This window comes from Ochrovirga pacifica (assembly GCF_000220525.1).
GTDB classification, from domain to species: domain Bacteria; phylum Bacteroidota; class Bacteroidia; order Flavobacteriales; family Flavobacteriaceae; genus Ochrovirga; species Ochrovirga pacifica.
In genome coordinates, this window is the sequence record NZ_AFPK01000043.1 from 85,960 (window position 1) to 109,333 (window position 23,374).

Sequence of the window (23,374 nt, forward strand, 5' to 3'; positions counted from 1 at the left end):
CGGATTTTTTATGTAGTATGTAAACTAAATTATTTCTTAAATTTAGCGTATTTAGTCTTAAATTTATCGATACGTCCAGCAGTATCAACCAATTTAGATTTTCCTGTATAGAAAGGATGAGAAGTTCTAGAAATTTCCATTTTCACTAATGGGTATTCAACACCATCAACCTCAATTGTTTCTTTTGTATTAGCAGTAGAACGAGTTAAAAATACATCATCGTTAGACATATCTTTAAAAGCTACCATTCTATAATTCTCCGGATGTATCCCTTTTTTCATAATTATATGTATGTTTTAACTGTGTTTTATTTTTGAGACTGCAAATTTAACCATATTTTTGAATAATAAAAATATAAAAAGAAATAATTTACATCAAACTCGCTGTTTTATAGATATATTATGAAATTACGTCCATATTTATACGTTTTACTAGCCTTTTCAGGTCTTAGTTCATGTCAAAAAGAAATTGATTTTGCGTTAGAAAGTCCTGAAAAAATACAAATTCATCAAAAATTATTGGCACAAATAAACATGCCTTTACAGGAAAATATGAAAATTATCTACTATTTAGATAATCAAAAAGTTGGTACAGATGAACAATTAGAGCTTTCTATTAATGAGTATCGACTAGGAAATCACCTATTAAAAGTTGGCTTGGTTCAAGAAAGTGATACCGTTTATAAAGAAAAAAATATTCTGTTCTTAGCAAAAAAAAGACCTGAAATCTTAAATTACAAAGTAATTGCATCTTACCCTCACGATCGAGAGGCATTTACACAAGGTTTGGAGTTTTACAATGGAAATCTATATGAAGGAACTGGACAAAATGGGAAATCGGTATTAAGAAAAGTTGATCTTGAAACGGGAAAAGTGCTACAAGAACAAAAACTGGCTGACAAGTATTTTGGTGAAGGAATTACTTTTTTTAACGATCAAGTATACCAATTAACATGGAAGTCTAACATGGGGTTTATTTACGATGCCAAAACTTTTAAGGTTGTTAACACATTCAATTATCACCAAAGCAAAGAAGGTTGGGGATTGGCACACAATAACACCCATTTGATTAAATCTGATGGAACTGAAAAAATATGGTTTTTAGATCCAAAAACTGGAAAAGAAACGCATCATATAGAAGTATATACCAATACTCGTCGTGTAGAAGAAATTAACGAATTGGAATATGTAGAAGGTAAAATTTATGCCAACGTATGGACCAAAAATGCCATTCTAATCATCAATCCTAAAAATGGAGCTGTAGAGGCTATTATCAACCTAAAAGGATTAACAAAAGAGTTAGAAAACAAAACCATTGCACAGTCTACAGATAAGGTATTAAACGGAATTGCATATCATACAACAGAAAAAAAGCTATATGTTACAGGAAAAAATTGGGACAAGTTGTTTGAAATAGAAATTGTAAAATAAATGTATGAAGTATTTATCGTACCTCTTAAAAATAAGCATTCTTGGTCTTTTTGTTTTACATATTTCGTGTAGAAAAGATTTTGACACTATACCCAGCAACGGGATGCTTCGCTTTTCTTCGGACACATTGTTTTTAGACACCGTTTTTAACAACTTAACCACCAAAACAAATGTATTGACGGTGTACAATAAAAGTCGTGAAGATGTATTGATTCCTAACATTCAATTGCAAAAAGTAGATTCTAAATACAGATTAAACGTTGATGGAATTCCGGGTACTGACTTTGAAAACGTATTGATTCTTGCAAAAGACAGTCTTTTTATATGGGTAGAAACTACTGTAGATACTGAGGACGATGATCTAATTTATACCGATAAGATTTTGTTTGATACACAAGGAAATACACAAGATGTTGATTTGCTTACATTGGTAAAAAAAGCAACGTTACTTTATGCAGACTCGGGATCTGAATTTCAGCTTTCTCAAACCACTTTTACCAACCAACAACCGTATGTTATTTTTGGGAATGCAGTAATACCTAAAAATAAATCTTTAGAAATAGCATCGGGTACTACGGTTTATTTTAGCAAAGATTCTCGTCTTACAGTTTCTGAAGGAGCTACCTTAACCGTTAACGGTACACTAAATGACTCTGTGGTTTTTAGAGGTAGTGAACTCAGTTATGTCTATGATCAAATTCCAGGACAGTGGCAGGGAATAGAGCTAAAAAAAAATGCAAAAGCAACTATTAACTATTTACAGATTTTAAACCCTACTATCGGAATTGATATTATAGAAAACCAACAAGAAATTTTAATTCAAAACACTGAAATATACAACGCTGGAAAACACAGTATACAAGCTACGAATGCAAACGTAAAAGCAGAAAATTTGGTCTTAGGCCAAGCACAAGAATCCAATCTTAAACTCCAAGGAGGATTGTATACTTTTTTGCATTGTACTTTTGCCAATTACTGGAACAAAGGAAATCGTTTTGATGAAAATATTTATTTAAGAAACTATTATTTGGATGCCAATTTTAATGAAATAGAAGCAAGTTTGCAGCGTGCTGATTTTGTAAACTGTATTATAGCAGGCTCTAAAAACACCGAGATTGAATTTGACAAACACGAGTCTTTTAGCAATTTTAACTTTTCTTTTACCAATTGCATGATAAACCTTGAAAAAGGAACCGATTTTTTTAATACCAACAACACATCTTATTACACAAACTGTTTATTTCAGCCTACTTTTGATTTTAGAAACACCTCTATTAATGATTTAAGAATTGGACTAAAAAACGAAGGAATTGACAAAGCTAATATCACTACAGCACAACAAGTACCTACAGATATACTAGGAACAAACAGAACAACAAATGCTGATATAGGTGCTTATCAACATATAGATTTTAAAACCTTAGAACCCCAAAAAGACGATGAGTAAAGCAATATTAATTACTGGAACAAGCAGAGGAATTGGATTTGAACTTGCCAAAATATTTGCAAAAAACAATTACCAAGTACTTGCAGTTTCTAGAAATTCACAACCGATAGAAGCTCTTAATCACCCCAACATCAAAGTTTTTTCGGTAGATCTTAGCAAAGAAGAAGACATTCAACAATTGGTTGTTTATTTGCAAAATAAAAAAATAAAATTAACAGGATTGATTCACAATGCAGGAAAACTAGTAAACAAAGCTTTTACTGAAATCACTCAAGAAGAATTCCATCAAGTTTACCAAGTAAATGTCTTTTCAGTAGCCTTATTAACCCAAAAAATGATTCCCTTTTTGCCACCAAAAAGCCATGTAGTTACAATCAGTAGTATGGGTGGTGTGCGTGGAAGTTTAAAATTTCCTGGTTTAGCCGCTTACAGTTCTTCTAAAGGAGCTGTTATAACTTTATCAGAATTATTAGCCGAAGAATACAAAGAACAAGAAATTGCATTTAATGTATTGGCTTTAGGAGCCGTACAAACAGAAATGCTAGAAGAAGCATTCCCTGGGTACAAAGCACCTTTAGAGCCCAAAGAAATGGCCGCTTATATTTACGATTTTACATTAAAAGGACACCAATTTTACAACGGAAAAGTACTAGAAGTCTCTAGTTCTACACCTTAAATTTATGTTACAACAACTTTTACCCTACATTCCACCTGCGGCAAAAAATGCTTTGGCTGATTTGTTAGTGCAGGTTCCTTTTAAATTAAAAATTACTCAAGAAAGAAAAACCAAAAGAGGAGATTTTAGGCCTACTTCTCCCCTTGCCTCTATCAGTATTAACAACAACCTAAGTAAAGAACAATTTTTAATTACATTGGTTCATGAAATTGCTCATTTGCATACTTATCACAACCACGGAAAAGTAAAACCTCATGGAACGGAATGGAAAACTTGTTTTCAACAATTAATGTTGCCTTTTTTACACCCTTCTGTTTTTAAACCAGAGTTACTTTCTTGCTTAGCACAACATTTAAAAAACCCAAAAGCCACCACAGATTCTGATCCAAAATTGTCGCTGCTGTTAATGAAAAAAAAGCAAAAAGAGAATCATAATTATTTTATATTTGAATTAAACCCAGAAGATTTGTTCTGCTTAAACCAACGTATTTATAAGATTTTACACAAAAGAAGAACGCGTTATTTATGCATAGAAATTAAAACTCAAAAAAAATATTTGATTCACCAAAACGCTGAGGTTCAAAAAATATAGCTATCCACCTATGGAAGAAAACAAAAACAATAATTCCAAAAAGCCAACCAACGAAGAGCATTTGGAAAGCAAAAAAAAAGAAGTTAGAGAAGAGTTTAAGGGTTTTTTTAGTTCATTTATAGAATTTATTACCAACCTATTAAACATTAGAGAAGAGACCGATAAAGAACTAACCATTACAAAAATAAAAGCAGGAATTGCTGTACGAAGCCATACTGCTTGGGTGTTAGTATTTTCTATAGTAATTGCTTCTATTGGACTAAACGTAAGCTCTCCCGCAGTTGTTATTGGTGCCATGCTTGTTTCACCGCTTATGGGGCCTATCTTGGGATTAGGATTGTCTATTGGAATTAACGATATTGATACCTTAAAAAGGTCGTTAATTAACCTTGCGGTAATGGTAGGGTTGAGTTTAACTACCTCTTTTTTGTTTTTTAGCATCCCCCTGTTTCAAGAAGCAACTCCTGAAATAATAGCCAGAACTGCCCCAGATGTAAGAGATGTATTGATTGCTTTGGCAGGAGGTTTTGCCCTAATCATAGCATTGAGTAGAAGAACAGAAATGACAAACACCATTGCAGGTATTGCCATTGCTACCGCATTAATGCCACCTTTGTGTACAGCTGGATTTGGTTTAGGAACAGGAAATTTTAATTATTTTCTTGGTGCCATGTTTCTGTTCCTTATCAACTTAATATTTATTGCTTTGGCCACGTTTGTAGTGGTAAAATTCTTACGATTTCCTGTTGTAAAATACATCAACCAGGCAAAAAGAAGACAAATTGCAAGATTGGTAGGATTTGTGGCTACCTTAATTTTAGGATTTAGTGTTTATCAATTCTATTTATTATTTTTAAAAAATAGGTTTAAACAAAATGCAGAAACTTTTATTTCTGAAATGCAAGAAAAAACAGGAGCTGGTATTATTAACACCGTAGTAGATTATGACCAAAGAATGATTAAAATTGTAGTTTTAGGAAGTAATATCAACAACTCTCAACAAACCATTTGGTCTAACAAAATGCATGAATACGGATTAGAAAACACCAAGCTTACTGTTCAGCAAGACGAAAAAGCTACGTATTTGCAAGACGAAATTGAAAAAATAAAAAATTCGTATTTAAAAAATCAACACCTTATAGCTACTAAAGACGAAATTATTCAGCAAAAAGATGCTATGTTGGTTGCCAAAGACAAAGAATTGCAACGTTTTTATCAAAAGCAAATTCCATTTGTTCAAATTAGTCAAGAAGCAAAAATTATTTATGGAAGTCTAGAAAAATTAAGTTACGCCAATAAAATAACGACCAACTTTAGTAAAATTGACACATTGATTGTGTTTGAAGCTGTATGGAAAAAAGATTCTATTATTCAACCCAACAACAATGCTCAGTTAAAAGATTGGTTAAAAAAACGCTTAAACAACACTAATATAGATGTAATTATAGCAAAGGATTAATGTATAATTTTATACAATGTGGTTACAATTCTCCCTTTATTTTTTTCAAGATCGATGGTGTGCATTATCCTTACAAAATTTGCATTGAACAAAAACGGAGGCTCTAGAACTGCTACCCCACTCTTTTTTTTAATTCGGATTCCTTGTCCTGAAATGATATCAATATTAGGTTGAAAATTGCCATTGGGAATATGTTCTGTAATGATGGCATAGCTGTAATTGCTTAGTTTTTTTAAAATATTTTGAATTTCTTTGTTAGACAAATGCTGTAGTACTTGTCTAATAATTACACAATCTCCGTTAGGCAATGTATCGTTGGCAATATCTAAACAATAAAACGTTAAATTTTCTTGCTTGTATTTTTGTTGATTGTAATGAATTAAGTCAGCAACAATATCAACTGCAATATATTTTTGGGCATAAGCAACAAAGACATTTCCTACATTAAAATCTCCACAACCTAAGTCGCAAACCACTAGTTTTTCTGAAAACGACATTAAAAAATCAATTACAACTTGTTGATAGGGTTTTACCCAATTAGGGTGATGTGACCCTTCGCCCGAATAAAAAGTTCCGGTTGCACCTCCCCAAAGATTGTTGTCATATATTTGTTCCATAACTGCTTTGGTAGGCCATGGAGTTTTATTTCTTTTAGCCATGTTGATTTTATCATTTTTTACAAATCAAAAATACATTTTGTAATGATACGTTGCTTTGTATTTAAACAATTTGTAAGGTTGTTTGTTTTTTCTACACTTAGCAAAGTTTATCATTAGATAAAAAGTAAATTTGTACTGTAACATTCCCACAATTACTATATTAAAATATGAAACAAACTTATCAAATAGCAGGAATGACATGTATGGGCTGTAAAGCTTCTGTAGAAGAAAAGTTAAACACTTTGGCACATGTAAACAATGTAAGTGTAAATCTTGAAACTGGAGAAACAGTAATAGAAACAGAAAAAGAGGTTTCGCTAAAAGATTTAAAAGAGGTATTACCAAATAAATACACCATCAACCTAAAAAAAACAATTTCAGAAACTACTGTAGCCACCAAAAAAGAACAAGGGAAGTTAACACAGTTAAAACCTTTATTTCTTATTTTATTTTACATTACGGTATCCAGTATTTTAATCAATTATAAAAAAGAATCTTTTTCTGGCTTTATGTTAGATTTTATGGGGCTATTTTACATTGTGTTTAGCTTTTTTAAAATGTTAGACCTTAAAGGATTTCCTGAATCTTTTAGAATGTACGATCCTTTGGCTAAAAAAATTCCTTTATATGCCAAAATTTACCCTTTTATAGAAACTGTTTTAGGTATTATGTTTTTAATGCGTATTAAAACAGACATTGCCCTTATTACAACACTTATAATTTTAGGAATTACAACTGTTGGAGTCACCAAAACATTGCTTGATAAGAAATCAATTCGTTGTGCTTGTTTAGGAACCGCACTAAAACTACCCATGACCGAAGCTACTTTTATAGAAAATGCAATTATGATTGTTATGTCGGTATGGATATTGTTAATTTAAACCTGATTTTTATATCCACAAAAACATATGAATCTTAGTAAATTTCACATCAAATGAATAAATATATTTTAAGTGTTGCTATTGCAGCGTTAAGTTTAGGAGCTTGTAAAAAAAATCAACCCAAAGAAAACAATACTACTGAAACAAAATCTGTTACAGCAAACACAACTACTGTATTTGGAGTAAGAGGTAACTGTGCCATGTGTAAGTATACCATAGAAAAAGCTGCCAAAGAAGTACCAGGTGTTGCTACTGCTGTTTGGGATGTAGAAGCAAAAAAGGTAACTGTTACTTTTAACAAAACAGCAACAAACCAAGCAGAAATTAACCAAGCCATAGCAGATTCTGGCTACGATACAGAACTTACAACCGGAAATATAGATGCCTATGCAAAACTACCTGAATGCTGTAAATACGATCATTCTATGAAAATGAATCAATAAAAATAAGGCTGATAAAATCCATCAGCCTTATGCTACTCTTTTTCTAAAAAAGAAGTTAGTATATGGTAATAGCGCTGTGCAACAAATTTAGCTCCTATACTATTGTAGTGCAGTACATCTGCTAAAAAAGCATCTTCAAACCCGTTGGCCATATCTACCACAACCACTTTTGATGTTTCTGTAGTTTGTTCTTGGGCAATTTTTTCTACATCCGAATGAATTACATCAAACAACGCTTTTCTATTAGGTGTATTAAAACTAGAATGACCTGGTGCCATTTTCTCTAACACTATAATAACTTTTGGATTGTGTTTTTGAATTTTATCTATAATACTATGAATGTTTTCTAATACCTGTCTATAAGGTTGGTGTGTTAAAATGTCATTTCCGCCAGGGGCACTAAACAATACAATATCAGGAACTCCTGTTTGTGATATCCAAGTATCGATATTGTTGTTTATTTGAGAAGATGTCCATCCTCCTCTGCCTTCATGATCTTTATCAAAATCTGCAATAGGATAGTTAGCAAAATCTTTTTGAGTTCCAATAAAATCAAAAGGATATTGACTTTCTTCTAATAACTTCCATAATTCGTATCGGTAGCTTTCATAATTAGGTCTTGCTCCTTGTACCCTAGAAGCTCCCAAAGGCATGATCTTAACTTTCGCTTTTTGTTGAATATTATTATCTGTGTTAATTTCTGTTTTATTGCAACAATCCGTTTCTGATTTGCTACAAGAAACATGGCTTATTACCAAAAACAACATTATTTTTATAAAAAACGAATTCATCATTTTATTTCTTTTTTAAATCAAACACATCTTTTCTTCTATCTCTTAGGTTTCTAACGCTTCCAAATTGATTCAATTCTCTTAACAAATCTAAATCGATATCTGCTATTAGTATCATTTCGGTATTGGTGGTTGCTTCTGCTTTGATTCCGTTTGCTGGGAAAGAAAAATCACAAGGAGTAAATACCATAGATTGTGCGTATTGTATATCCATATTATGTACCTTAGGTAAATTTCCTACACTTCCTGCAATGGCTACATAACATTCATTCTCTATAGCTCTAGCTTGTGCACAATGTCTTACCCTAGAATATCCGTTTTGCGTATCGGTTAAAAAAGGAACAAACAAAATATCCATTCCTTCATCAGCCAACAACCTACTTAGTTCTGGGAATTCTACATCATAACAAATTAAGATTCCTATTTTACCACAATCTGTATCAAATGTTTTAATCTGTGTTCCTCCTTGTAGTCCCCAAACTTTTGCTTCATCAGGAGTTACGTGTAATTTTTCGTATCGTTCTGTGCTTCCATCACGTTTGCATAAATAGCCAACATTATATAACAAATTGTCTTTTATTTCGGGCATGCTTCCTGTAATAATGTTGATGTTGTATGAAATGGCCAGTTCTGAAAAACGTTGCACAATTTCTGGTGTATATTTAGCCAGTTCTCTAATTGCTTCAGAAACGGGTAAATGGTTGTTATCTGCCATTAATGGAGCGTTAAAAAATTCTGGGAACAAAGCAAAATCTGATCGGTAATCCGAAACTGCATCAACAAAATATTCTGCTTGTTGCATTAGTTCTTCTAGATTTTTATACAAACGCATTTGCCATTGAATTAACCCTAGTCTTACTACTTTTTTTTGCGTTGCTGCTTTGGTGGTTTTCTTTTCGTAGTACACGTTATCCCATTTTAAAAGTACTGCAAATTCATTAGAAGCCACATCTCCTTCTAAGTAGCTTTTTAAGACTTTTGTTGGATAAAAATCATTGGAAATTTGAAAGTTTAATACAGGATCGTGTATTTCTTTTCTTTTAACTTTTTCTATGTATTCTCGGGGCGAATAATTGTTTGCGTATTTATGGTAATTAGGAATTCTTCCTCCAAAAGCAATGCACCTTAAATTTAATTTTTCGCACAATTCTTTTCGGTAATCATACAATCTTCTTCCCAATCGCAACCCTCTATATTCGGGTTTTATAAACACATCAATTCCATACAATACCTCTCCGTCAGATTTATGAGTATCGAACGTATGATTTCCTGTAATTTGTCGGTAAGTATGATTCTCTTCAATAAAATCATAATGTGTAATAATAGACAGTGCACAACCCGCCAATTGATTGTTTACTTTTATAACGACTTGTCCTTCTGGAAATTTCTGAATCAACGACTCTAAGTGAGATTCTTTCCAATAAGCATCTTCTAAATTAGAATACGCCTCAATCATTGCTTGTTTTAACTCTTGATAATCATTTAAGGTTAAAAACTGAAGTTCTATATTTTCTATCATTTTAATTGACTAACATCTAAGGCTTTTTATTTATTTTTTTGTTGATAAGCCTATTGTATTTTCTATTAAATGTAGCAATTTAAACGATTGATTGTTTCGAATTTAAAAAAATAATATCAAGATATTTTAATAAAAAAAACTGCTTACATTTTACTTTGTAAACAGTTTTTGTGTTAAACAAATGTGGTTTAACTACAATTCTATTTTTTAGAATTAGCAACAACCACCACCAGGAGTACAAGCATTTTGTTTGGCTGCTATTCTAACCTTAGGTTTTTGTTCAGGAATACCACAGTTATCTTTGGCCAAACAATCGGTAGCCTTATTCACTAATAAAAAATGGACTCCATTAAAATCTAGTCCGTATTTTTCAATAGTGCTTCCTTGGTACTCTACCTCTATTTCTGCATCTGTTATTTCTAAAATTTTTTCGGAAAGTTCAATAATATCTATCAATTTTTCTGGATGTAATCTATGATCGTAATCCTCTTCATTCCACAACTGAAAATTTACGACTTCCTCTTTTCTTACAGTCCCGCCACAATCGATAAAATTTTTAGTGACTTTACCAACTTCAGTTACATGAAAATGCGCAGGCACCATAGAACCATCTGGTAATTGAAATCCTATTGTTTTTAATTTTTGTAAGGCTAATTTAATTTCTGACAACTTCATATTTATTGCAATATTACGATTAATAGATTCAAATTTTTTTAACAGCATTTAGAGTCAGCAACAATATCCTGATCTAAAAAGGCCAGCATCACTTGTTTCATTTCTGTCCATTTTTCTTTATCAATACAATAGCATACACTGGTTCCTTCTACATTTCCTTTGATAAGTCCTAGTTGCTTTAACTCTCTTAAGTGTTGAGAAATCGTAGGTTGAGCCAAACCAATTTCATCGACTAAATCTCCACAAATACAAGCATTTTTATCAAACAAATATTCTAAAATAGCTACACGTGCAGGATGCCCAAATACTTTTGAGTAAGATGCTATTTGATTTTGTTTGTTACTAAAAATTTCTGTTTTGGCTAACCCCATATATCTTGTTTAACAACATTGCAATAATACGATTAATCATTCAATTATAAAAGGATTGATAAAATAACTGTTAGGATTTATGTACTTTTACTACCAAACCCTTAAATAAAACGAAATAGTATGCTTACATGGAAAGATGTAATGGATTTTACAGTAAATAAAAATCCATCGCCAGACAAAAGGATAGAAAAAACCGAAGAACAATGGAAAGAGCTACTGACTGCTACTCAGTTCAGTATTACTAGAAAAGCAGGTACGGAGATGCCACATTCTGGAGAGTTTTGTACAAGTTATGAACCCGGAATTTACAGTTGCATTTGTTGCGGAAACGACCTTTTTGACTCTACCATTAAATTTGATTCTGGTACAGGATGGCCAAGTTTTACTCAACCCATCAAGATAAATGCAATTAAATATTTAAAAGATAATTCCTTGGGAAGGTCTAGGGTAGAAATTCAATGCAATCAATGTGACAGTCATTTAGGTCATGTATTTCCTGATGGGCCAGAACCTAGTGGGTTGCGTTATTGTGTAAATTCCGAATCTTTAATTAAGAAATAATGGCTAAAATACAACAAGCAACTTTAGGTGGTGGATGTTTTTGGTGCATCGAAGCTTTTTTTAACGAAGTAAAAGGTGTTGTAAAAGCAATTTCGGGTTACAGCGGAGGAACAGTTCCTGGCACTCCCACTTACAAAGAAGTGTGTTCTGGTTTAACTGGACATGCAGAAGTAGTTCGTGTAGAGTTTGATGCAGAACAAATATCGTATCAAACCATTTTAGAGTTATTCTACACAGCCCACAACCCAACAACACTAAACAGACAAGGTGCTGATGTAGGTACACAATACCGATCTGTAATTTTTTATCACAACAAAGAACAAAAACAGCTAGCAGAACAAGTAACAAAAAACGTACAATCCTATTTTGAGGATCCTATTGTTACCGAAATTAGTCCACTAAGCAATTATTTTGAAGCCGAAGCTTATCATCAAGGATACTACAAACAGCATCCAGAAGAGGGTTATTGCTCTGTAGTAGTGGGTCCTAAATTGAGTAAGTTAAGAAAATTACATGCTAACAAATTAAAATAGGCAATTTTTACATGAAATTAAACATACAGAATACCTTTACCAACCAATTACCTGCCGATGAAAACCACGAGAATTTTACTCGTCAAGTAAACAATGCTTGTTTTTCTTATGTAAGCCCCTCTCCTACAAAAAGTCCAAAACTTTTACATGTAAATCCAGAGCTTGCTAAAACCATAGGTTTTACAGAAGAAAATCTAGGTTCGAAAGAATTTTTAAATCTAGTTACAGGAAACTCATTACACCCAAACACAAAACCTTATGCCATGTGTTATGGAGGTCATCAGTTTGGAAACTGGGCAGGTCAATTAGGTGATGGTAGAGCCATCAATTTATTTCAGGTAAAAACAGATCAATCATACACACTGCAATTAAAGGGTGCAGGAAAAACTCCATATTCTAGAACCGCTGATGGTTTGGCCGTTTTGCGTTCATCTATTAGAGAGTATTTATGTGCCGAAGCTATGCACCATCTGGGAATCCCTACTACCCGATCTTTATCACTGTCACTAACTGGAGATCAAGTTTTAAGAGATGTGTTTTACAATGGAAATACTGCTTACGAACCTGGTGCTGTTGTGTGTAGAGTATCCCAGTCTTTTATTCGTTTTGGAAATTTTCAGATTTTTGCTGCCAGAAACGACAAAGCCAATTTGGCTGGATTGATGAACTACACCATTCGCCATTACTTTCCTAATTTACAAGAAAATGACAAAGATAGTTATGCCAAACTTTTTCAAGAAATTGTAAATGCTACTGTAACAATGATTGTTCATTGGCAACGCGTAGGTTTTGTGCATGGTGTAATGAATACCGACAACATGTCTATTTTAGGACAAACTATTGATTATGGACCTTATGGATGGTTAGACAATTACGATCCTGATTGGACACCCAACACAACCGATAGCCAAAACAGACGTTATCGTTACGGACAGCAACCCAATATAGGTTTGTGGAATCTGTATCAACTAGCAAATACTTTTTATACGCTAACCGAAGATGCTGCTCCTTTAGAAGAAGCTTTAAACAGCTACAGAAACCAGTTTGAAACCCAACACCTAAAAATGATGTGTGCAAAAATTGGAATTCAAAAACCGAACAAACAAGATGCTATTTTAATTCAGGCATTAGAAACCAATCTAAAACGAGTAGATACCGACATGACTATTTTTTACAGACTGTTGGCCAAGGCTCGTAATATTATTGATTGTATTGATGCTTTTTACATACCCGAATCTTTAGAGGGAGAAGTTTTAACGGAATGGCAAGCTTGGTTTGAACAATACCAAGAAAGACTACTACAAGAAGGACTATCTAGTAACGAACGTATTGCTCATATGAATGCTGTAAATCCAAAGTACATATTACGAAATTACATGGCTCAACTAGCTATTGATGCAGCCGAAGAAGGAAACTATCAATTAATAGATGAACTGTATTCACTACTAAAAAAGCCTTATGACGAACAACCCGAATATCAAAAATGGTTTGCCAAAAGACCCGACTGGGCTAAGAATAAAGCTGGTTGCTCTATGTTAAGCTGTAGTTCTTAAAATTCACAGACATGAAAAAAATTTGTATATGTCTTTTAAGTCTCTTTTTTCTAAAAACTTTTGCACAAAAAACACTTACGGTTCCTGTATTGCTTCATCAAAAGCCTGCAGCAGGAAAAAGAGTAAAAGTAATTCCTCCTAAATATGCTGCTACCGATTTATTTTACTCTTTGTATTTACCCGAAGGATATCAAAAAAATAAAAAATATCCTGTAATTGTAGAATATACAGGAAACTATTATCCTCCCACCCAATCCACAGGAAATTTAAAAGATGCTTCTTTGGGCTATGCCATTGCTAAAAACATCGAAGCTATTTGGATTTGCTTACCTTTTGTTACTAAAGATTACAAACAAGCTCTAAAATGGTGGGGCGATGAGCAAAACACTATAGATTATGCTCTAGAAAACATAAAAGACGTTTGTTTACAATACAATGGAAATTCTGGACAAGTCTTTCTGATTGGGTTTTCTAGAGGAGCTATTGCTGTGAACTATATCGGGCTGCACAATGATGCCATTGCAGATGTTTGGAGAGGATTCTTTTCTCATGATCATTATGACGGAGAACAAAAATGGGGTAAATATTGGGCTAAAGACTTGCCAAGTTACAGGGCACAAGCAAAAATTAGAGCACAACGCTTAAAAGGGAGAGCAGCATTGATTTCTAATCATCAAAAAGAAGTTAAAAAGTATATTGATGGAAATGGACTGAGTGATTTTGGAACTTTTACCTACCTAAAACCTGATGTACACAAAGCTACCAAAGAACAAAATTTACACGTACACAACGACCGATGGCTATTAACGCAGCTAGACGATGCTAAATCGGTTTTTAATTGGTTTCAGAATAGCTTAAATAAATCTATTGGAGTGTATACTGTTTCTGGAAAGGTAACAAACTCTAAAGGAAAACCGATAGGTGGCCTTCTTGTAAATGCAGGAAGTTTTCATTTTGATAGTACCGATATCAACGGAAATTATTGTATTGAAGGGCTTACCAATGGTGAAAGAACCCTAAAGATAACTACTGACTTTTATGAAGAAGAACGTACTATCAATCTTTACAAAAACATTCAAGGAGTTGACTTTGTCATAAAGCCTAAAAACAATTAGAACATTTGATGAAATCAATGCCACAAATGCAACTTTTACAACTTAAAACCAGCAAGTAAATTCATTTAAAGCTCAACAAAACCTCAATTTTTACTTCTTATTTTGATAGTGTTTAATTTTAAAACTAACTTTACTTATATAACCTATAAATCAAAACAGAATGAAAAGAAATCAATCAATTTTTAAATTTATTAGCACAGCAACTTTAGCTCTGTTTTTTTCTACATTTGCTTTTGCTCAAGACAAAGTTTCTTTTGCCAACAATATAACAAGTGTGGCCAACCAAAAACCTTTGACATTTGAAATAGACTACATAGCAGAAGAAGATCGAGACATTAACTTAGACTTAAAGGATAGTAATAACAAATGGGTTGCTGGAAAAAAAGTAACGGTAAAAAAAGGAAAAGGTACTGTTAGCATTAAACTAAATAAGAAAGGGAAATTTGAGGACGGAAACAACTACGCTGTTGGAGTTGCCATAAGACCCACGGGAAGTACATGGAAAGAAAATTTAGATCGAAAAAGTATCAAACCTTTTACGATTGGCGGACAACAAGCTACCCCCACAGAAGACAGTGTTCGTTTTGTAGATACATCAAAAAGTATTGAGAATAAAAAACCACACACCATAGAAATAGCATATACTGCTCTAGAAGATAGGTTAATAGCTGTTGAGCTAAAAGAGCCTAAAAAGAACCAATGGATTGCTGGTGGAAGAAAAAAAGTTACAAAAGGTGCTGGTACAGTAAAAATTAATCTTTACAGTAAAAATGCTATTCCTAGTGGAGATAATTACCATTTAATTATAGCTATTAGACCTGTAGGTGCTTCTTGGAAAGAAAACATAGACAAAAAGGTACAAAAACCATTTTCTGTAAAATAATAGCCCAAAAGATTCAACGATTTTGTAAAGAACTGCTTACTTAAGCAGTTCTTTTTTTATTCCATACCTTCTAACTGCTCAAAAAATGCAGATGCGTTGGCTAAATGTTCTTCTTTTTTTTCAGGTGAAAAACGATCATAAGTACGCAACATCATATTAAGTCTGTGATTTTTTTGAATGTATGTTCTTTGATTGTCTATAAAACTCCAAAACAAACCATCCCATATTTTTTGCCATTCACCGTTTCCATAATCTCCCATTTTTTTTAGATAATTAGATCCGCTAATGTATGGTTTGGTAGCCAAAATACCACCATCAGAAAACTGACTCATTCCATACACATTGGGCACCATTACCCAATCATATGCATCTATAAATAGCTCCATAAACCATTGGTAAACTTCGTCTGGATTAAACTCACACAACAACATAAAATTCCCTAATACCATCAAACGCTCTATATGATGACAATAACCTGTTTTTAATGCTTTTTTAACAGCAATATCTACAGGCTCTATTCCCGTTGTTCCTTTGTAAAAACTTTGCGGTATTTTTCTTTTAAACTTCCAAAAATTATGAGTTCTAGAAAAACTTCCTTTAGCTATGTAAACACCTCTTACAAATTCTCTCCATCCTATAATTTGTCTTACAAACCCCTCGATAGAGTTTATCGGAATATTGTTTTGATCCCCATAGGCAATCGCTTTTTTTACTACTTCTAGTGGATTTAAAAGCCCCGAATTTAGTAAAGGAGACAACAAACTGTGATGCATAAAAACTTCTTGTTTTACAAGTGCATCTTGATAGGTACCAAACTCTGAAAAACGATATTCAAAAAATTGATTTAACCAAATTTTTGAAGTTTTAAAATCTACGGGATAATAAGGAGCATTTTCAAGATTACCATAATTTTTACTAAAATGTTTATTTACATAGGCTACTGCTTCTTTCCAACAATCATTTGTTTCTGGAAAATGTATATTGGGCACTGTTTTACCTTTGGGGTACTTTTTTCTATTCTCCGCATCATATGTCCACTTTCCACCTTTGGGCTGGTTGGAAGGATCCATCAGAATATCTAAATCTTTTCGCTGCTTTTTATAAAAATTAGTCTGAAAATACGACTGAGTATCTTTTTTAAAATAATCCTTAACTTCCTTTTGGGTTAGGATAAAGTTGGGGCTATCGTACATTATCAAATTGCAGTTGGCAAAGACCAATTGTATTTTTTTTAGCAACCAATTGTCTACAGGGTCTATAATATGAACCTTAGAGATAGATTCTTTAGTTATCTCACTTTCAAAATTTTCTAAATCAGCTAATTTTTGTTCAGCATCAATGTACCTTACTTCAATTTTTTGATTTGTTAAATGCTGCTTGTAAAACTGCATACTTGCCCTATGAAAAGCTATTTTTTGTTTGTGAAATTTATACTGTTTAAAAAACAAAACTTCTTCTATAAGATAAGTCGGATTGCCATTAGTTAGCAAAGGACTTTCTTGAAACAACTGATGTGGAAAAACAATATTTACTGAATGAGCCATGCTTTTACTTTATTTCTTTTACAACGTTCGCTACAATATTTTACTTCGTTCCAGTTTTTTTCCCACTTTTTTCTCCACACAAATGTTTTCTGACAAACGACACATCTTTTGGTGGGCAAATGCTGTTTTTTTGTCCCTTTCATTTACAACTCATTTTTTGCTTTTTTCCAAAATTTAAAAAAAGAAGGAAAATATCCTGTACTTGTTGTCATCCAATCTCTAGATTCTTCGGTTCCTTTGTAATGCTTATTGGTAGGGTGCTGCTTAAACACTATGTTCTTGCTATCAACCCACTGTAATAACGCATCAAACTCGCCAACAAAAATTTGAATTCCATGAATATTTTCTGTCAACTGCAAAGCAAAATCTAAACTTTTTTGTGACACAGGAAATTTTTTAAAAAATGAAGGTTCTAACAAAAAAACACGCTGTACTTCTTGTCCAAAATACCAATCAGGATCAATGTTGTAATAATTGTAAAGTAATGTTTTTCTGTTTTGTAAAGAATATTTTTTTTGTTTGGGTAATTCAACATTAACGGTAAAAGGAACTGTTTTCTGTAATTTATTAGGAACTTCCATAGTCAATAAGTCTTCGTAGGGAACGTCTAAGAATGTTCGCTGCTGATTAGTTTTAAAGTACTTGTTTATGTTTTCTTGATTGGCAACGTACTTTTTATTTGCAAACGCACCCGCCACCCATTGCCAACTTAAATGATTGCTGGCCAAATCTCCATCTAACAAATGACTATACAACCATTTTGCAGGAACCAACCAATGACATTTTGCAATATTGCAACAGATAGCTGCTACGTACATTCGCATGTGATTGTGCATATACCCCGTAGAAAAAAGTTGCTCTAACGCATCATCAACAGCAATAATTCCTGTGTTAGCTTCTAAAATTGCTTTAGGAATTTGGTAATTTAAAACGGGTTCTTGTTTGTTTTTTAAATCTAAAAAAATTGCATCTCCCTTTTCATTCCACACTTGTTGCCAATAATCTCTCCACACCAACTCTTGAATCAACTTTTCCGTTCTTCCCCATGGCAAGCCCATTTTTTTAATCTCTTGATATACTTGTTGGGTAGAAATAACACCTCTAGAAATATAAGGACTTAAATACGTTACAGCTCCGTCTACATAATTTCTAGAGTTAGCGTATTTAACCGGATCTATATTTTGCATCCTTTCTAATATCGCATCTATCTGGGTTGGAAAGTACATTTTCTTCTTTTTTAATGTTGTTCAAAGTAAAAGGAAACTTTTAACTGGGCTAAAATCTACAACGTTTTGTATTTATTTATAATCAAACTAAAACTATTTCTATACTTTTGAGTATGACAAAAATTGGCTTAGGTTTGGCTGCTTTAGGCAGGCCCGAATACATAAATATAAGAGACGAAAATTCTGTAGACAAAAGCATACAGGCTTTTAAAGAAAATGCCATGTGTATGCTAAATACGGCTTACGATTTAGGAATTCGCTACTTTGATACCGCTCCATCTTACGGAAAAGGAGAAGCTTTTTTGCAAGAATGGCAAAACCAACACCAATATACAGACACTTTACTAGCTACTAAATGGGGTTATACTTATGTTGCTAACTGGAAAATTGGCTACAAGGGTCCTCATGAAATAAAAGAACATAGTATAGATAAACTGTTAGAACAATGGCAAGTTTCTAAAAACTTATTGCCAGCACTAAAGGTATATCAAATACATTCTGCTACTTTGGAAAGCGGTGTTTTAGAAAATCAAAAAGTATTAAAAAAACTAGCCCTACTAAAAAAAGAAACAGGACTATTAATTGGAATAACAAGTAGTGGACCTCATCAAGATTTGATTCTTAAAGAAGCTGCTGAAATAAAAATTGGAGGAGTTTATTTGTTTGATGTGTTTCAAGTAACCTACAATGTATTGTCACAAAATACTTTTGATGTTTTAAAACAATTGATACAAGAAAATAAAAAAGTGGTAATTAAAGAATGTTTGGCCAACGGAAGAGTTTTTCAGAACCCTTCTGAATTGATTTGTAAACTAGCTCGTAAATACAACGTAGGTATAGATGCTATAGCATTTCGCTTTGTAATCGATTCCTTAAATCCGGCTATAGTGCTTAGCGGTGCTTTTTCGGAAAAACAATTAAAAGAAAATTTAAAAGCCTTAGATTTTAGCTTAACAGAAGAGGAAATAAACGCTCTAAAATCTCTAACACTAACTCCCAAAGAGTATTGGTCTAAAAGAAAAACATTGGCTTGGAATTAAACTAAAAACATGAAAAAATCTTTGATTAGCAGAGATATTGATGCATTTTACACTAAAGCATCAGAAGAAAATCGTCTAGAAAAAGGAATGGGAATATTTGAGTTTGAACGCATCAAACAATTAATTTCTAGATATCTTAAAAAAGACACTATAACAGTAATAGATGTGGGTGGTGGAACAGGAAAATACTCCGAATGGCTAGCAAAAAAAGGTCATCATGTTGTATTGGTAGAACCTATTAACAAACACTTGGCCTTAGCTCAAAAAAGATCCGACAAATTAAAGAACAAATTTACAGTAGTAAAAGGAGCTGCCCAGCAATTGGAAATAAAAAGTAACACTGCCGATTTGGTTTTACTACATGGGCCTTTGTATCATTTGCAAAAAGAACAAGATCGTTTAGAAGCCATTGCAGAAGCAAAAAGAGTTTTAAAAAAGGGAGGAATTGTTTTGGCATTTGCAATTAATCATGCAGCATCTACAGTAGCAGGCCTTATGCAAGGGTTGCTGCATAAAAAACCTTTTTTTGATATGTGTAAACAAGAACTTACCACAGGAATACATACTCCTCCTTCCGAATATCCTTGGCTGCTAGCAGAGGCTTACTACCACAAACCTAGCCAATTAAAAAAAGAATTTCTAAGTCAAAATTTTCAGATAGAAAGTCTGGTTGCTGTTGAAGGAATTATTTGGTTAGACAAAGATTATTTTACCAATATGTTAGATTCTAAAAAAAACAAAACACTTACCGAACTTTTACAAATTACCGAAGCTAATGAAGAATTATTAGCCTACAGCCCGCATATGCTATTGGTTGCAAAAAAATAGATTTATACGCTGATATTTTCCTACTTTTAGAAACAAAAAGTTATGAAAAGTATTACCATTATTATTTTGTTTGTCTCTCTTGGGATTTGTGCACAAAATTCTACATCTAAAAAACTTTACTTTAAAGATGGTTTGCTAGCAAAACAAACTTGGTTCAACAATCAAAATAAAATAGACAGTGTTAAAACGTATTACTCAACAGGAGAATTAAACGAAGCTTTTTACTACGATACACAAGAAAGATTTCATGGAACCTGTTACTTGTTCAATAAAAAACGTGAAGTTGCTACCCAATGGCAATTTAAAAATGGAAAACTTCTGAAAAGGGTAGATATACTTAAAAAATACACACCTAAAAACAAAGAAACTGTTTTAAAACGTTATAAAAATATTGAGGAACTAAACAAAATTCTTAAAGATATTAATATTTTTGATGTGTTTGTATATAGAGCATATAACAGATGCTACCTAGGCAATAAAATATTAGCCCTTGATGATTTTTTTAAAATTGAACAGGTATTTAAAAAAAGATTAGCTGCTACCCAAAATAAAAAAACAGAACAAATATACACAAAGAAACTAGCCAACTTATACGATCAAATAGCTGGTATTTATAGCGCATATGAGCAAGAAGAGCAAGCAATTCACTACAAATACTTAGCTATTAAACACAATCCTAATGATAAAAGATTGGTGTACAATTTAGGAGGCTACCTTGTATCTTTAAGAGATTATGAATTGGGTATTTTTTATTTGAATGATGTGATAAAAAAACATCCCATGCATCCATTTGCCAATTGGGCATTGAGCATAGCCTACACAGATTTAGAAAAATACCAAAAGGCTCAAATACATCTTGATAAAGCGAGAGTAAACGAAAAAGGATTGTACACCCACGGAAGAGGCAATTCTGAAAGGGGTCTAGATACTGTAGAAGGTTATATTCAACATAAATTAGGAAATACAGACAAAGGAATTGCCTTGTTAAATGATGCATTAAACACTAACAAAAACAACTCTTTTGCCAAAAGATATTTGGGAGAAATTTACATGGATTTAGAAAACTATGAAGTAGCTTGTGACTTTTTTAATGAGTCCGAAAAACTAGGTTACACCAAAAAACATGACCGAGAAGATTTACATCTTTTACTAGAAAAAGTATGCAATCATGCTAAGACATCAGTTAACAATAAATTAAAAATATATGCTACCCCTAACCCTGTAAAACATATCACAAGTATAAAAAATGTTTCTGATAATTTTGCATATACATTATACAACTACCAACAACAAATAATTAAAAAAGGACATGCAACAGGAAAGAGTTTAGATTTTTCTCTTGTTCCTGCTGGATTGTATTTGCTAAAATTACATCTTCAAGAAAAAACAATTATCCTCCGAATTATAAAACAATAAGTTTGTTTATGTATAGTTTTTTGATTAATTTAAATACCAATTAAAAAAATAAAAAGATGGATACCATAAAAAACATAGTGGTTTTTGATGGTTGTCTTGATTTACCCAACCCTAATTTAGATCAATACGACAGATCCAAAGCCATTGCCTACAAAGTTATGCGTTTTTTACGCAACAGAGATACTGATATTATCAAGCAAATTAACAAAGAAAAAGCGGTATTGTACATAAACCGAATTACAGGAGAATGGAAAATAAAAAATGCCAGTAAAAAACTAATCAACCGAATTTTTGGTTAATAAAAATTACAACTAGCTAAATCCTTAAAACTTTTAATTGTTTTAAGGATTTTTTTAATTCTATAAGCTATTACATTCAGTTTATTAGACATATGCTCCCTTATTTATACATCTGTACTACTAACTTCAACAAAGCTGACTACTTTTATTCTAAATCTAACATACTTTTAACACCACATTAAACCAAAACTATTAAGCATGCTGACTCAGACAAAAAACAGAAGTTTATGGCTTCTTTTTTGGGGAATTTTTATCACTAGTACAATCATTGCCCAAGACAAAAAAATCATTTTAAAAGGTACTATTTATGATGAGGTGAATGAAACAGTTCCTTTTGTTACTGTAGGGATTGTAAATAAAACCATTGGAACAGCCAGTACAGAAGATGGTGAATTTGCGTTGATGATTACACCAACCGAACTTACTGACACTCTTTATGTTTCTTCTTTAGGATTTGATACTTTTAGAATGAAAGTACAAGATTATTTAGATAGTAAAGAACGAAAAATTGTATTGAAAGAAAGTGTAGTTAGCTTAGATGCAGTAGTACTGCTAAAGCCAAAAGACTACATGGAAAACGCTTTAAAAAGTCTAAAAAACAACACACTAAGTAAAAAGCCACACGTAAAAGAAATTTTATATAGAAGGTTTGCTAGTGAAGATGGAAAAGCGAAATTTTTTGTAGAAAATTATATTAAATATAAAGACAGGGGACCAGCTTACTGGATGGGAAGGTTTCAAGTAAAAGAAGCTAGAAAATCTGTAGATTATAGATTTTGGAAACACACACAATGGAAACATTCTATAGAATACATGTCCGAAGTTAATCCTATTAGGCCTGGAGATTCTTTTCATAAACGAAATTTAAAAAAGTTTGAGTGGAAAAAGACTGGTAGCTCTTCATACGAAGGTGAAGATGTTGTGATATTAGAAGGAACCAATCCTGAAAAATCATGGGAAAAAATGACTTTCTATGTAGGTATCGATAATTATAAAATTTACAGAATTGAAAGAGGTGATGCTTTGTATATTTATAAAAAACACAAAGATGGTAAAATGTATTTAAGTTATTATTGTAACCAATGGGGATTCCCTAAAGATAAAATGCCATCAAACATTATTGGTACGGTGGGTGAAACTCTACATTATAAGGCCGAAGCATTTGTGCTAAATGTTATAACTGACAAGAAAAAAACTAAAATTAAAGATTACGGTTTAGGACTAGATATGGGCTCACTTGATTTGCCTTATCATCCTGAATTTTGGCAAAAACTAAACATGCCTCCAGATACAAAGTTCTATAAAAAGCATAAAGAAGAGTTGGAAGGCTTGTTTGGAGTACCGTTAGAAAAACAATACCAACTAATGAACAAATAAAACCTATTTAAAAAAGGCTGCCATATTACTGAGCAGCCTTTAACTTTATTATATTT

General features: G+C 32.5%; 26 protein-coding genes. 17 read left to right on the plus strand and 9 right to left on the minus strand.

Annotation, left to right across the window (positions count from 1 at the left end; genetic code table 11):
- Positions 1-29: 29 nt before the first annotated feature.
- Positions 30-281 carry a type B 50S ribosomal protein L31 gene (locus tag FS85_RS0108975; protein ID WP_010135882.1) on the minus strand — a complete coding sequence of 84 codons (252 nt, stop codon included), beginning with the start codon at positions 279-281 and terminating at the stop codon, positions 30-32.
- A gap of 120 nt (positions 282-401) precedes the next feature.
- Between FS85_RS0108975 and FS85_RS0108980 the strand changes: the two genes are divergently transcribed.
- Genes FS85_RS0108980 through FS85_RS0109000 form a run of 5 tightly spaced genes read left to right on the plus strand, consistent with a single transcriptional unit; the run spans position 402 to position 5,604 of the window.
- Positions 402-1,430 carry a glutaminyl-peptide cyclotransferase gene (locus tag FS85_RS0108980; protein WP_010135884.1) on the plus strand — a complete coding sequence of 343 codons (1,029 nt, stop codon included), beginning with the start codon at positions 402-404 and terminating at the stop codon, positions 1,428-1,430.
- A gap of 4 nt (positions 1,431-1,434) precedes the next feature.
- Positions 1,435-2,877 carry a hypothetical protein gene (locus FS85_RS0108985; RefSeq protein ID WP_029489366.1) on the plus strand — a complete coding sequence of 481 codons (1,443 nt, stop codon included), beginning with the start codon at positions 1,435-1,437 and terminating at the stop codon, positions 2,875-2,877.
- On the plus strand, positions 2,870-3,553 hold the full coding sequence (locus FS85_RS0108990) for an SDR family NAD(P)-dependent oxidoreductase (RefSeq protein ID WP_010135886.1): 684 nt from the start codon (positions 2,870-2,872) through the stop codon (positions 3,551-3,553). The genes FS85_RS0108985 and FS85_RS0108990 overlap by 8 nt, the downstream gene beginning before the upstream one ends.
- Positions 3,554-3,557: 4 nt before the next feature.
- Positions 3,558-4,145 carry a SprT-like domain-containing protein gene (locus FS85_RS0108995; protein ID WP_010135887.1) on the plus strand — a complete coding sequence of 196 codons (588 nt, stop codon included), beginning with the start codon at positions 3,558-3,560 and terminating at the stop codon, positions 4,143-4,145.
- Between the two features lie 10 nt (positions 4,146-4,155).
- Entirely contained in the window at positions 4,156-5,604 is a 1,449-nt protein-coding gene (locus tag FS85_RS0109000; protein ID WP_010135889.1) for a DUF389 domain-containing protein, read from the plus strand.
- On the opposite strand, the gene FS85_RS0109005 is transcribed toward FS85_RS0109000, so the two are convergent.
- A complete protein-coding gene (locus FS85_RS0109005) occupies positions 5,601-6,263 on the minus strand; it encodes a class I SAM-dependent methyltransferase (RefSeq protein ID WP_010135890.1) in 663 nt (220 codons plus the stop codon). The two genes, FS85_RS0109000 and FS85_RS0109005, sit on opposite strands and share 4 nt — an antisense overlap.
- Before the next feature lie 167 nt (positions 6,264-6,430).
- On the opposite strand from FS85_RS0109005, the gene FS85_RS0109015 reads away from it, so the two are divergent.
- Together FS85_RS0109015 and FS85_RS0109020 are read left to right on the plus strand one after the other, a co-directional pair.
- Positions 6,431-7,144: a heavy-metal-associated domain-containing protein gene (locus FS85_RS0109015; RefSeq protein WP_010135891.1), complete on the plus strand. Its 714-nt coding sequence runs from the start codon at positions 6,431-6,433 to the stop codon at positions 7,142-7,144.
- A 53-nt stretch (positions 7,145-7,197) separates the two neighbouring features.
- Positions 7,198-7,587, plus strand: a complete 390-nt coding sequence (locus FS85_RS0109020) for a heavy-metal-associated domain-containing protein (RefSeq protein WP_010135892.1) — start codon at positions 7,198-7,200, stop codon at positions 7,585-7,587.
- Between the two features lie 32 nt (positions 7,588-7,619).
- Here the strand turns inward: FS85_RS0109020 and FS85_RS0109025 are convergent, their stop codons facing one another.
- The 4 genes from FS85_RS0109025 to FS85_RS0109040 all read right to left on the minus strand — a co-directional run bounded on the left by FS85_RS0109025 (position 7,620) and on the right by FS85_RS0109040 (position 10,943).
- Positions 7,620-8,381 (minus strand): GDSL-type esterase/lipase family protein, encoded by a 762-nt coding sequence (locus FS85_RS0109025; RefSeq protein ID WP_033194662.1) that lies wholly within the window; start codon positions 8,379-8,381, stop codon positions 7,620-7,622.
- 1 nt (position 8,382) lies between these two features.
- Complete coding sequence (locus tag FS85_RS0109030; protein ID WP_010135894.1) at positions 8,383-9,897, minus strand: carbon-nitrogen hydrolase family protein; 1,515 nt, start codon at positions 9,895-9,897, stop codon at positions 8,383-8,385.
- Between the two features lie 213 nt (positions 9,898-10,110).
- Positions 10,111-10,572, minus strand: a complete 462-nt coding sequence (locus FS85_RS0109035) for a DUF6428 family protein (RefSeq protein ID WP_010135895.1) — start codon at positions 10,570-10,572, stop codon at positions 10,111-10,113.
- A gap of 38 nt (positions 10,573-10,610) precedes the next feature.
- Positions 10,611-10,943 carry an ArsR/SmtB family transcription factor gene (locus FS85_RS0109040; RefSeq protein ID WP_010135896.1) on the minus strand — a complete coding sequence of 111 codons (333 nt, stop codon included), beginning with the start codon at positions 10,941-10,943 and terminating at the stop codon, positions 10,611-10,613.
- A 120-nt stretch (positions 10,944-11,063) separates the two neighbouring features.
- Here FS85_RS0109040 and msrB point away from each other — a divergent pair, with 120 nt between their 5' ends.
- From msrB to FS85_RS0109065, 5 genes are all read left to right on the plus strand, one after another.
- On the plus strand, positions 11,064-11,504 hold the full coding sequence (gene msrB, locus FS85_RS0109045; RefSeq protein WP_010135898.1) for a peptide-methionine (R)-S-oxide reductase MsrB: 441 nt from the start codon (positions 11,064-11,066) through the stop codon (positions 11,502-11,504).
- Positions 11,504-12,037, plus strand: coding sequence for a peptide-methionine (S)-S-oxide reductase MsrA (msrA, locus tag FS85_RS0109050; RefSeq protein ID WP_010135899.1), 534 nt, complete (start codon positions 11,504-11,506; stop codon positions 12,035-12,037). Before msrB ends, msrA begins: the two co-directional genes overlap by 1 nt.
- An 11-nt stretch (positions 12,038-12,048) precedes the next feature.
- The gene (locus tag FS85_RS0109055) at positions 12,049-13,590 is read left to right on the plus strand and encodes a protein adenylyltransferase SelO (RefSeq protein ID WP_010135900.1); all 1,542 of its coding nucleotides are present in this window, start codon (positions 12,049-12,051) and stop codon (positions 13,588-13,590) included.
- A gap of 11 nt (positions 13,591-13,601) precedes the next feature.
- Positions 13,602-14,705 carry a hypothetical protein gene (locus tag FS85_RS16130; RefSeq protein ID WP_010135901.1) on the plus strand — a complete coding sequence of 368 codons (1,104 nt, stop codon included), beginning with the start codon at positions 13,602-13,604 and terminating at the stop codon, positions 14,703-14,705.
- Between the two features lie 160 nt (positions 14,706-14,865).
- Positions 14,866-15,588: a hypothetical protein gene (locus FS85_RS0109065; protein WP_010135902.1), complete on the plus strand. Its 723-nt coding sequence runs from the start codon at positions 14,866-14,868 to the stop codon at positions 15,586-15,588.
- Positions 15,589-15,644: 56 nt separating this feature from the next.
- On the opposite strand, the gene FS85_RS0109070 is transcribed toward FS85_RS0109065, so the two are convergent.
- The 3 genes from FS85_RS0109070 to FS85_RS0109080 are packed head-to-tail and all read right to left on the minus strand — an operon-like array spanning position 15,645 to position 18,358.
- Entirely contained in the window at positions 15,645-17,132 is a 1,488-nt protein-coding gene (locus tag FS85_RS0109070) for a cryptochrome/photolyase family protein (RefSeq protein ID WP_010135904.1), read from the minus strand.
- Positions 17,117-17,275, minus strand: a complete 159-nt coding sequence (locus FS85_RS16390; protein WP_010135906.1) for a DUF2256 domain-containing protein — start codon at positions 17,273-17,275, stop codon at positions 17,117-17,119. The genes FS85_RS0109070 and FS85_RS16390 overlap by 16 nt, the downstream gene beginning before the upstream one ends.
- Positions 17,276-18,358 carry an FAD-binding domain-containing protein gene (locus tag FS85_RS0109080; RefSeq protein WP_010135908.1) on the minus strand — a complete coding sequence of 361 codons (1,083 nt, stop codon included), beginning with the start codon at positions 18,356-18,358 and terminating at the stop codon, positions 17,276-17,278.
- Positions 18,359-18,471: 113 nt separating this feature from the next.
- On the opposite strand from FS85_RS0109080, the gene FS85_RS0109085 reads away from it, so the two are divergent.
- From FS85_RS0109085 to FS85_RS0109105, 5 genes are all read left to right on the plus strand, one after another.
- Positions 18,472-19,398, plus strand: a complete 927-nt coding sequence (locus FS85_RS0109085; protein ID WP_010135909.1) for an aldo/keto reductase — start codon at positions 18,472-18,474, stop codon at positions 19,396-19,398.
- A 9-nt stretch (positions 19,399-19,407) separates the two neighbouring features.
- On the plus strand, positions 19,408-20,226 hold the full coding sequence (locus FS85_RS0109090; protein ID WP_010135910.1) for a class I SAM-dependent methyltransferase: 819 nt from the start codon (positions 19,408-19,410) through the stop codon (positions 20,224-20,226).
- 42 nt (positions 20,227-20,268) lie between these two features.
- Positions 20,269-21,642 carry a T9SS type A sorting domain-containing protein gene (locus FS85_RS0109095; protein ID WP_010135911.1) on the plus strand — a complete coding sequence of 458 codons (1,374 nt, stop codon included), beginning with the start codon at positions 20,269-20,271 and terminating at the stop codon, positions 21,640-21,642.
- 56 nt (positions 21,643-21,698) lie between these two features.
- Positions 21,699-21,941 carry a hypothetical protein gene (locus FS85_RS0109100; protein ID WP_010135912.1) on the plus strand — a complete coding sequence of 81 codons (243 nt, stop codon included), beginning with the start codon at positions 21,699-21,701 and terminating at the stop codon, positions 21,939-21,941.
- A gap of 198 nt (positions 21,942-22,139) precedes the next feature.
- Positions 22,140-23,318 carry a carboxypeptidase-like regulatory domain-containing protein gene (locus tag FS85_RS0109105; RefSeq protein WP_010135914.1) on the plus strand — a complete coding sequence of 393 codons (1,179 nt, stop codon included), beginning with the start codon at positions 22,140-22,142 and terminating at the stop codon, positions 23,316-23,318.
- Positions 23,319-23,374 lie beyond the last annotated feature (56 nt).

Coding starts and splice junctions, on each gene's coding strand:
- FS85_RS0109025 (WP_033194662.1), bottom strand. CDS start 8,381: ATGATGAATTCGTTTTTTATAAAAATAATGTTGTTTTTGGTAATAAGC.
- FS85_RS0109080 (WP_010135908.1), bottom strand. CDS start 18,358: ATGTACTTTCCAACCCAGATAGATGCGATATTAGAAAGGATGCAAAAT.
- FS85_RS0109035 (WP_010135895.1), bottom strand. CDS start 10,572: ATGAAGTTGTCAGAAATTAAATTAGCCTTACAAAAATTAAAAACAATA.
- FS85_RS0109100 (WP_010135912.1), top strand. CDS start 21,699: ATGGATACCATAAAAAACATAGTGGTTTTTGATGGTTGTCTTGATTTA.
- FS85_RS0109015 (WP_010135891.1), top strand. CDS start 6,431: ATGAAACAAACTTATCAAATAGCAGGAATGACATGTATGGGCTGTAAA.
- FS85_RS0108995 (WP_010135887.1), top strand. CDS start 3,558: ATGTTACAACAACTTTTACCCTACATTCCACCTGCGGCAAAAAATGCT.
- FS85_RS0109000 (WP_010135889.1), top strand. CDS start 4,156: ATGGAAGAAAACAAAAACAATAATTCCAAAAAGCCAACCAACGAAGAG.
- FS85_RS0109090 (WP_010135910.1), top strand. CDS start 19,408: ATGAAAAAATCTTTGATTAGCAGAGATATTGATGCATTTTACACTAAA.
- FS85_RS16130 (WP_010135901.1), top strand. CDS start 13,602: ATGAAAAAAATTTGTATATGTCTTTTAAGTCTCTTTTTTCTAAAAACT.
- FS85_RS0109030 (WP_010135894.1), bottom strand. CDS start 9,897: ATGATAGAAAATATAGAACTTCAGTTTTTAACCTTAAATGATTATCAA.
- msrA (WP_010135899.1), top strand. CDS start 11,504: ATGGCTAAAATACAACAAGCAACTTTAGGTGGTGGATGTTTTTGGTGC.
- FS85_RS0109005 (WP_010135890.1), bottom strand. CDS start 6,263: ATGGCTAAAAGAAATAAAACTCCATGGCCTACCAAAGCAGTTATGGAA.
- FS85_RS0109070 (WP_010135904.1), bottom strand. CDS start 17,132: ATGGCTCATTCAGTAAATATTGTTTTTCCACATCAGTTGTTTCAAGAA.
- FS85_RS0109085 (WP_010135909.1), top strand. CDS start 18,472: ATGACAAAAATTGGCTTAGGTTTGGCTGCTTTAGGCAGGCCCGAATAC.
- FS85_RS0109055 (WP_010135900.1), top strand. CDS start 12,049: ATGAAATTAAACATACAGAATACCTTTACCAACCAATTACCTGCCGAT.
- msrB (WP_010135898.1), top strand. CDS start 11,064: ATGCTTACATGGAAAGATGTAATGGATTTTACAGTAAATAAAAATCCA.
- FS85_RS0108980 (WP_010135884.1), top strand. CDS start 402: ATGAAATTACGTCCATATTTATACGTTTTACTAGCCTTTTCAGGTCTT.
- FS85_RS0109095 (WP_010135911.1), top strand. CDS start 20,269: ATGAAAAGTATTACCATTATTATTTTGTTTGTCTCTCTTGGGATTTGT.
- FS85_RS0108985 (WP_029489366.1), top strand. CDS start 1,435: ATGAAGTATTTATCGTACCTCTTAAAAATAAGCATTCTTGGTCTTTTT.
- FS85_RS0109105 (WP_010135914.1), top strand. CDS start 22,140: ATGCTGACTCAGACAAAAAACAGAAGTTTATGGCTTCTTTTTTGGGGA.
- FS85_RS0108975 (WP_010135882.1), bottom strand. CDS start 281: ATGAAAAAAGGGATACATCCGGAGAATTATAGAATGGTAGCTTTTAAA.
- FS85_RS0109040 (WP_010135896.1), bottom strand. CDS start 10,943: ATGGGGTTAGCCAAAACAGAAATTTTTAGTAACAAACAAAATCAAATA.
- FS85_RS0108990 (WP_010135886.1), top strand. CDS start 2,870: ATGAGTAAAGCAATATTAATTACTGGAACAAGCAGAGGAATTGGATTT.
- FS85_RS16390 (WP_010135906.1), bottom strand. CDS start 17,275: ATGAAAGGGACAAAAAAACAGCATTTGCCCACCAAAAGATGTGTCGTT.
- FS85_RS0109020 (WP_010135892.1), top strand. CDS start 7,198: ATGAATAAATATATTTTAAGTGTTGCTATTGCAGCGTTAAGTTTAGGA.
- FS85_RS0109065 (WP_010135902.1), top strand. CDS start 14,866: ATGAAAAGAAATCAATCAATTTTTAAATTTATTAGCACAGCAACTTTA.